Source organism: Streptococcus dentapri, assembly GCF_042649885.1.
In the GTDB taxonomy this organism is placed as follows: Bacteria; Bacillota; Bacilli; order Lactobacillales; family Streptococcaceae; genus Streptococcus; species Streptococcus dentapri.
Genome location: NZ_JBHSAC010000078.1, coordinates 1 through 7,985, shown reverse-complemented (window position 1 = coordinate 7,985; position 7,985 = coordinate 1). Strand labels below are relative to the sequence as shown.

At 40.8% G+C, this 7,985-nt stretch carries 10 protein-coding genes; 3 read left to right on the top strand and 7 right to left on the bottom strand.

The window, feature by feature from the left end; all coding sequences use genetic code 11:
* Window positions 1-105: 105 nt before the first annotated feature.
* The 3 genes from rpsR to rpsF are packed head-to-tail and all read right to left on the bottom strand — an operon-like array spanning window position 106 to window position 1,203.
* Window positions 106-345: a 30S ribosomal protein S18 gene (gene rpsR, locus ACFOSE_RS09115; protein ID WP_018030689.1), complete on the bottom strand. Its 240-nt coding sequence runs from the start codon at window positions 343-345 to the stop codon at window positions 106-108.
* A 51-nt stretch (window positions 346-396) separates the two neighbouring features.
* Complete coding sequence (locus tag ACFOSE_RS09110) at window positions 397-891, bottom strand: single-stranded DNA-binding protein (protein ID WP_380432640.1); 495 nt, start codon at window positions 889-891, stop codon at window positions 397-399.
* Window positions 892-912: 21 nt separating this feature from the next.
* Entirely contained in the window at window positions 913-1,203 is a 291-nt protein-coding gene (gene rpsF, locus ACFOSE_RS09105) for a 30S ribosomal protein S6 (RefSeq protein ID WP_380432639.1), read from the bottom strand.
* An 865-nt stretch (window positions 1,204-2,068) separates the two neighbouring features.
* Between rpsF and mutY the strand changes: the two genes are divergently transcribed.
* From mutY to ACFOSE_RS09090, 3 genes are all read left to right on the top strand, one after another.
* Window positions 2,069-3,235 carry an A/G-specific adenine glycosylase gene (mutY, locus tag ACFOSE_RS09100; RefSeq protein WP_380432637.1) on the top strand — a complete coding sequence of 389 codons (1,167 nt, stop codon included), beginning with the start codon at window positions 2,069-2,071 and terminating at the stop codon, window positions 3,233-3,235.
* Between the two features lie 32 nt (window positions 3,236-3,267).
* Window positions 3,268-3,843 (top strand): DNA-3-methyladenine glycosylase, encoded by a 576-nt coding sequence (locus ACFOSE_RS09095; protein WP_380432636.1) that lies wholly within the window; start codon window positions 3,268-3,270, stop codon window positions 3,841-3,843.
* A 184-nt stretch (window positions 3,844-4,027) separates the two neighbouring features.
* Window positions 4,028-4,456: a YjdF family protein gene (locus ACFOSE_RS09090; RefSeq protein WP_380432634.1), complete on the top strand. Its 429-nt coding sequence runs from the start codon at window positions 4,028-4,030 to the stop codon at window positions 4,454-4,456.
* Window positions 4,457-4,497: 41 nt separating this feature from the next.
* On the opposite strand, the gene trxA is transcribed toward ACFOSE_RS09090, so the two are convergent.
* The 4 genes from trxA to ACFOSE_RS09070 all read right to left on the bottom strand — a co-directional run bounded on the left by trxA (window position 4,498) and on the right by ACFOSE_RS09070 (window position 7,823).
* Window positions 4,498-4,812: a thioredoxin gene (gene trxA, locus ACFOSE_RS09085; RefSeq protein ID WP_380432632.1), complete on the bottom strand. Its 315-nt coding sequence runs from the start codon at window positions 4,810-4,812 to the stop codon at window positions 4,498-4,500.
* A 76-nt stretch (window positions 4,813-4,888) separates the two neighbouring features.
* Window positions 4,889-5,092: a copper chaperone CopZ gene (gene copZ, locus ACFOSE_RS09080; RefSeq protein ID WP_380432630.1), complete on the bottom strand. Its 204-nt coding sequence runs from the start codon at window positions 5,090-5,092 to the stop codon at window positions 4,889-4,891.
* 44 nt (window positions 5,093-5,136) lie between these two features.
* Window positions 5,137-7,371, bottom strand: coding sequence for a heavy metal translocating P-type ATPase (locus ACFOSE_RS09075; protein WP_380432628.1), 2,235 nt, complete (start codon window positions 7,369-7,371; stop codon window positions 5,137-5,139).
* Between the two features lie 29 nt (window positions 7,372-7,400).
* Window positions 7,401-7,823 (bottom strand): CopY/TcrY family copper transport repressor, encoded by a 423-nt coding sequence (locus ACFOSE_RS09070; protein WP_380432626.1) that lies wholly within the window; start codon window positions 7,821-7,823, stop codon window positions 7,401-7,403.
* Between the last annotated feature and the right edge of the window lie 162 nt (window positions 7,824-7,985).

The following is a 7,985-nucleotide window of genomic DNA, read 5'->3' as shown; positions in this document are numbered from 1 at the left end:
TCCATTTTTCATCTTAAAGATAAGAGACACCAAAAAAGACAAACCTCCAAAAAGAAGTTTGTCTTCGGTCTGAGAGTTGAGATCTAAAATCTCAACTCTTTTGTATTAGTCTTCATTTACAAAAGGCATAAGTGCCATTACACGCGCACGCTTGATTGCTGCTGTTACTTTACGCTGATTCTTAGCAGAAGTCCCTGTCACACGACGAGGTAAGATTTTACCACGTTCTGAAACAAAGCGGCTAAGCAATTCAGTATCTTTGTAATCAACATATTCAATTTTATTAGCTGCGATGTAATCAACTTTTTTACGGCGTTTGAATCCGCCACGACGTTGTTGAGCCATGTATTTTCTCCTTTGTATTATTCTACTGCAAATGTGCTTGAGCCAAGCTAATTAGAAGGGAAGGTCGTCATCAGAAATATCCACTGGGTTTGAATTTCCAAATGGGCTTTCATCGCGGCCAAAGTTTGGTGTTTGCTGTGATGACTGTGCTCCAAAATTAGAGGAAGCATTTGATTGTTCAAAGCCACCACTATTGTACGAACCACCCTTGTTGCCTTCGCGCACAGCACGACTTTCCAAGAGTTGGAAATTATCGGCAACCACTTCTGTTACATAAACGCGCTGACCTTGCTGGTTTTCATAATTACGGGTCTGAATACGACCAGTAATCCCAATAAGAGCACCCTTCTTAGCCCAATTTGCCAAATTTTCGGCCTGTTGACGCCAGATAACACAATTGATAAAATCTGTATCACGCTCACCGTTTTGGTTTTTAAAATTGCGATTAACAGCGAGACTGAAAGTCGCAACAGCTTGGTTTGATGGTGTGTAACGAAGTTCTGCATCACGAGTCATGCGACCAACGAGTACGACATTGTTTATCATAAGCTACCTTCCACTATCTTCTTAGGCGTCAAGCTTAACAATCATGTGACGAAGAATGTCACCATTGATTTTTGACAGACGGTCAAATTCATCAATAGCGACAGCGTCAGCTGCTTCAACATTAACGATATGGTAAAGTCCTTCACGGAAATCTTGAATTTCGTATGCAAGACGACGTTTTTCCCAATCTTTTGATTCCACAACAGTTGCACCGTTGTCAGTCAAAATAGAGTCAAAGCGTGCTACTAAAGCATTTTTAGCTTCTTCTTCAATGTTTGGACGAATAATATAAAGAATTTCGTATTTAGCCATTGATTTTCCTCCTTTTGGTCTAATGACCCCAAGTCCTTGCAAGGGGTAAGTGAGGGATACTCACAAAGATGTATTATACAGGAATCTACACTTTAATGCAAGTATCTTACCATCATTTAGAAGCTTATTACGCAATTAAATTGATTAATCAGCGGATCTGCCAACATAGGTGCTTATCTACCTCATACATAAAGTTATAAAATTCCTCAGCTCAATTCTACCCAAGAAAAAATCCGATTCCTGCACACCTAGAATCGGATTTCAACTATTTAATTCACCTTCAGTCACCCTATCACGACCTTTCCAATCTCATAAGGAAGTTAAAGTAGACAATTGTCTCCGTTTTTATAACGCCTTAAATTCATCTTTAACACACCGTCACCTCTTTCAATGACACATACATCAACAATGATTTAATAACTCATTACATCGGATTCACCCCTTAAGCTATTTTATGCAATTAGAAGAGCTTCTTGTCACCGTTTTTATAGCGACCTACATCAAACATCAACATAAGCGCCACCTCCATAACTTTTGCAAGATTTGAAGAATTACTGATAAACGACTAACTATCTAGTCACCATTTTTGTACCGAGATATATTGATGCTAATCATCTTAATCACCTCATAACACAATATCTCATACTCTACGTTTAGTGATCACTAACTTCTGTAAAATCTTTCTAATGTGCCTACCATCTAATAATGACTATCACCATTTTTATACCGAGAAATATTCATTCTAATCATGAAGAGTCCTCCTTGGTTATTTCTTATCTTGTTTACATTTTTATTATAATGTAAGCGTTTTCTTTTGTCAAGTTTTTAACTCTTTTTTCTTATCTTTTTTTGTTATAATTTTTTTATGACTAAAAAACTAGATTTGAGCAAATATGGCATTAAAATGTGGGATGCAGGCACTATTGCTGCTTTTCGCAGAACCTTATTAGCCTGGTATGACGAGAAAAAGCGTGATTTGCCTTGGCGTCACACTAAAGATCCTTATCCCATTTGGATTTCAGAGATCATGCTGCAACAAACGCAGGTACAAACGGTCATTCCTTATTACCAACGCTTTTTAGACTGGTTTCCCAGTATAGAAACCCTGGCTCATGCACCTGAGGATGACTTGCTCAAGGCCTGGGAAGGTTTGGGTTACTACTCACGGGTTAGAAATATACAGGCAGCCGCCCAACAGATCATGAACGACTTTGCTGGTCGGTTTCCTGATACTTATGAAGAAATTCTCTCTCTAAAAGGAATTGGCCCTTACACTGCTGGAGCGATAGCCAGTATCGCTTTCGATCTTCCCGAACCAGCTGTGGATGGAAATATCATGCGAGTGATGGCACGTTTGTTTGAAGTGGATTATGACATCGGTGATCCTAAAAACCGCAAAATTTTCCAAGCCTTGATGGAAGATTTGATAGACCCAGTTCGTCCTGGTGATTTCAATCAAGCTCTCATGGATTTGGGCACAGATATTGAAGCCGCCAAGAATCCTAGACCGGATGAGAGTCCCGTTCGAGCGTTCTGCGCAGCTTATTTGCATGGAACTTATGATAAGTATCCAATTAAACTGCCCAAGAAAAAACCGCGCCCTCTACAAATTCAGGCCTTTATTCTGCAGAATCAAGCTGGTGAGTTTCTTCTGGAAAAAAAGACAGAAGATCGTTTACTGGGCGGATTTTGGTCCTTTCCAATTATGGAAACGAATTTCATCGGACAACAGTTGGATCTGCTCGAAAATAATAATCAAGTTCTCGAAACAGTATCAAAAAAGACAATTTTTGAGCAGACCTATAAACTAAGCCCCACATGGTCGAAGCAGCATTTTGCGCCCGTCAAACATACTTTCAGCCATCAAAAATGGACCATTGAAATTTTAGAGGGTTTTGTTGATGAGATCCAGCTCCCATCGGATAAGGAGCTTGTCTGGAGTAAACCGGCAGATTTTGAACGCTACCCTATGGCAACACCACAGAAAAAAATGATAGCTGAATATTTGCAAAAAGATATCGGTAAGCATTGACGATTACTTTCTATAGTTGTTATAATCAAGTTATGATTTCAAAAACATTTCAAAGTTTGATGGAAACAGATACAGTTGCCACTGCCAAAGCTTTATTGGGAATGTCTTTATATCTAAAAGGACATTTTTTGGGGGTAATTGTAGAAACCGAAGCCTACCTGGGAAGTCAGGATAGTGCCTGTCACAGCGCCAATGAGCGCCGAACACCTAAAAATGAGTCAATGTATCTGTCTGCGGGACACTGGTATGTCTACCAAATTTATGGCCATCAGATGTTAAATCTAGTGACCAAATCGCAAAATGTGGCTGAAGCAGTTCTCATCCGTGCCATAGAAACAGCCGATGGGGAACTGCTGGCAAATGGACCTGGTAAACTGACTCGTTTTGCTGGAATAGGCAAACAACTTGATGGTAGTTTCTTGTCCGACTCTGGTTTGCAGTTACAAGAAAATCGGAAGCCCTGTCGAATCGCAACACGTCCTCGAATCGGAGTTACTTGTATCGACCATTGGCGTCAAGAACCACTCGGTTTTTACGTAGCAGGTAACCGTCATGTTTCAAAGATAGCTAAGAAGAACTTACTGGTAGATGAAGAGACTTGGTGCTAAATGAAGCTTACTATCTTTGAATACTTGGATATGTTATAATAAAGGAGATATAAAAACACATTGCAGTTGGTAGTCTGTAAGCACTAATCGTAGATTGGTGTCAGTAACCCTCCCTCCGGGTCGTCCTTTATCACATTACGGCACAGGTTCAAATACCATGTGTCCTTAGTTTGGAGGGGCTGGCATGCAAATGACAGTTTATTTTGATGGCGCTTTTTGGTCTGCTCTTATAGAATATAATGAACCTAAGCAAGGTTATCAAGCCTTTCGTTACATATTTGGTAAAGAGCCAAAAGAGGCAGAAATCCTACAATTTATCTATAAGGACTTATCCAAATGGATGCACAAACAAGAAAAACTTGGAGTACAAAGGAATGATTCTGTCCAATTTCAAGGAGTGAGACGAGTCAATCCTAAGCGAAAGCAAAGGGAAGCTAGTCGTGCTAAGAAAAAGCCTGCGATTTCTACCAAGGCTCAGCAAGTGATGCAGGAAAGTCATGAGCTGCTGAAAAAAGAGCGGCGGGCTAATCAAAAGCAAAAGCGCGAGGCTTATAAAGAAGAGCAATTCTTACGCAAACAAGAAAAGCGACGTCAAAAGAAAAAAGGCCACTGAGCCTAAAAAAAGAGCAGGACAAAAGTCCTGCTTTTTTTGATTTAGCCCAATTCAGCAATAATGTTTTTAAGCTGATCTTTGGTATGGACGCCAGCAACCTGTTTAACAACCTGATCGTCTTTTTTAAAGAGCAGAGTTGGAATTGACATGATACCAAATTTCTGTGCTGTTTCCGGGTTTTCATCGACATCAAGTTTGACGATTTTTAAATCATCTTCATCAAACTCTTCTGATAATTGCTCAAGAATAGGTGCCTGCATGCGACAAGGACCACACCACGTTGCCCAAAAGTCCACAAGGACAAGCCCTTGGGAAGTTTCTTCATCAAATGTTTTATCTGTAACTACTTGTGTCATTGAAAATCTCCATTTCTTAATTGATACTGTCATTCTAACGGAAAAATTTCCCTTTGCCAACTATTTGCTACGCAAATTAGATTTGGCTGCCTAATTGATATTTTGTTCCTTTGAGTGCTCGTTGCAGCGACCATTTCCAAGGTTGACCTTCGATGGTAACTTGATTCTTTTCAAGATCGACATTAACAGATTCAACACCTTTGACAGCTGACAATTTTTCGCTGACAGTCTTAGCACAACCATCGCATTTCATACCGGATACTTGATAAGTTTTTGACATAATAAACTCCTTTATCTATTTTATCATCTCAATAAATGACTATCCTACATTTTTTTATACTTCAATCGCAAGCTATTTAAGACGACCGAAACTGAGCTGAAACTCATAGCCAAACCCGCCAACATTGGATTAAGTAAGGGACCACCAAACAAATACAGGACTCCCATGGCAACAGGAATAGCCAAAATATTGTAAATGAAAGCCCAGAAGAGGTTCTCTTTGATGGTCTTGATCGTGTCTTGACTGACCATCAAGGCTTTAGCAACATCCAAGAGGTCTGGTTTCATCAGAACGATATCTGCAGATTCGATGGCAATATCAGTCCCCGCCCCCATGGCAAATCCTATATCAGCTGTTACAAGAGCAGGAGCATCATTGATACCGTCCCCAACCATAGCTACCCGCTTACCTTGAGCTTGTAAATCACTGATAGCTCGGGCTTTTTGGTCAGGTAGGACCTGACTAATGACTTGATCAATACCAGCTTGTTTAGCAATCGCTTGTGCCGTTTGCTCATTATCCCCTGTCAACATTACAACTTCAACTCCTTGCTTTTTCAGCTGGGCCACAACAGCTTGACTATTAGGTTTCAGTTGATCCGCTACCCCCAAAAGACCCCAAAGACGCCCTTGATAAGCGACATAAACAGGAGTTTGACCCTGATTTGTTACTTGCTCAAAATCAGTTTGAGCAAGGCTGATATCCAGACCCTTTTGTTTCATCAGAGCTTCATTACCTACTAAAAGTTCCTGGCCTGACAGAAGACCTTTAAGACCAAAACCTGTCAAATTTTCAAACTCATCGATATCAGCTAGAGCAAGGGACTCTTCCTTGACCTTATCCACAATGGCTGTACTAATAGGATGACTGGATTGTGCTTCCAGACCAGCTACTGCAGACAAAAGTTGGTCATTATCTGCATCAGTGTAATTGTAAATGGAAATAAGCTCGGGCTTGCCTTGAGTGAGTGTGCCTGTTTTATCAAAAACAATCGTATCTACCTGATGGGCTAATTCTAAACTATCACCGGATTTAAAGAGAATTCCATGTTCAGCACCCAGCCCAGTTCCCACCATAATGGCGGTAGGAGTTGCCAGCCCTAGAGCACAGGGACAGGCAATAACAAGAACACTGACGGCTACTGTCAAAGCAAAGGTGAAGGATTGACCCCCTAGGAAAAACCAAGCAAAGCCTGTTAAGAGGGAGATTCCCATAACAATAGGGACAAAAACCCCTGATACCTGATCGGCAATTCTGGCGATAGGTGCCTTGGTTTCCTGAGCATCCTCAACCAATTTAATAATTTGTGAAAGCAGGGTATCCTTGCCCAATTTTTGTGCCTCAACACTCAAAGCTCCCTGACTATTGATAGAGCCACCATAGACTTTATCACCTACTCCCTTTTCGACAGGAATAGATTCTCCGGTCAGCATAGATTCATCAATCGAAGACTGGCCTGAAACAACCTGACCATCCACCGGAACTTTCTCACCTGGCTTAACCAAAACACGATCACCTAAAACAACTTCCTCTATTGGTAGTAAGTGCTCCTGTCCATCTCTGATAACCAGAGCTTCCTTGGCCGATAGGTGTATAAGTTTTTTAATCGCGTCCGAAGTTCGCCCACGCGACAAGGTTTCAAAGAATTTTCCCAAGGTAATCAGGGTTAAAATAACAGCTACAGATTCAAAATACAGTTGATGAATATGGTGATGATCTCCCAGCATCACATGGTAGCTGCCGTAAAGACTATAGAGAAAAGCCGCACTAGTTGCAACAGCCACCAAACTGTCCATATTGGGGTGACCTTTAAGTAGGGTTTTAAAACCCAATCGATAGAAGTGTCCTCCAATTATCATGACCGGTAGGGTCAAGAAGAGTTGGGCCAAAGCGAAGGCTACGGGGTGCTGCATATGATCTAGAAAGCTTGGTAAAGGCAGTCCAAGCATGCTCCCCATAGAAATATAAAGCAGAGGAACACTAAAAATGGTTGACCATATCAAGCGAGACTTCATACCACTCAGGCGTTTTAGCTCACGAGCTTCTTGGCTGTCATCGGCAGCTTCGGTAAAAACATGTGCTTCGTAACCAGCCCTTGATACCGCTTCTTCAATTTGGCCTTCAGACAAATGATCCTGATCAAAAGAGACAGCCATTTTTTCTGTAGCTAAATTGACCGCACAGGAGTCTACTCCTTCCAAATTTTTAACAGCATTTTCGACTGTAACCGCACAGGATGCACAAAACATTCCATCTATAACAAAGGTTTCTTTGACCATATTTTTCTCCTTCAATTTTAAATCCCGACTTAATCAGCTGGCTTATGACAATTACATTGACCAGGAACGCAATGGCATTCGACGCTAGCAACTGTTTTCTTATTCGTGAGAACAGCCCTTAGGCTTTCAACATCGTCTTTTGTCATTGGGGTTTCAGTTAATAGCTGGGCTATAAGAGCTGCATGTTTGGTCTGGCAGATTTTATCTAATTCGTGTCTGATGCTAGTCAAATTAGTCTCTTCTTCTGATAAGTTAGTATGATAGATAAAACCTCGTCCCTCACGATGACTCTGAAGCACTCCCTTATCCACCAATCGTCCTATCAAAGTTTTGATAGTTGATACTGACCAATTTTTTTTAGAAGATAGGACTTTAATAATTTGACTGCTTGTCGCTTCTTCTTTTGTCCAGATGACACGCAGTACTTCCCACTCTGCAGATGAAATCGTCATAACACACCTCTTATATCTACATTTGTAAACATTTTATCATTTTTGTTGACATTTGTAAACTTTCTTGCATTATAAAAAGAAGGAGTCCCTTCGGCACTGCCCCCCTAACATGAGACAGAAGAAAAACACTCCTGTTGAAATCTAGTAAACTAGAAACAGGAG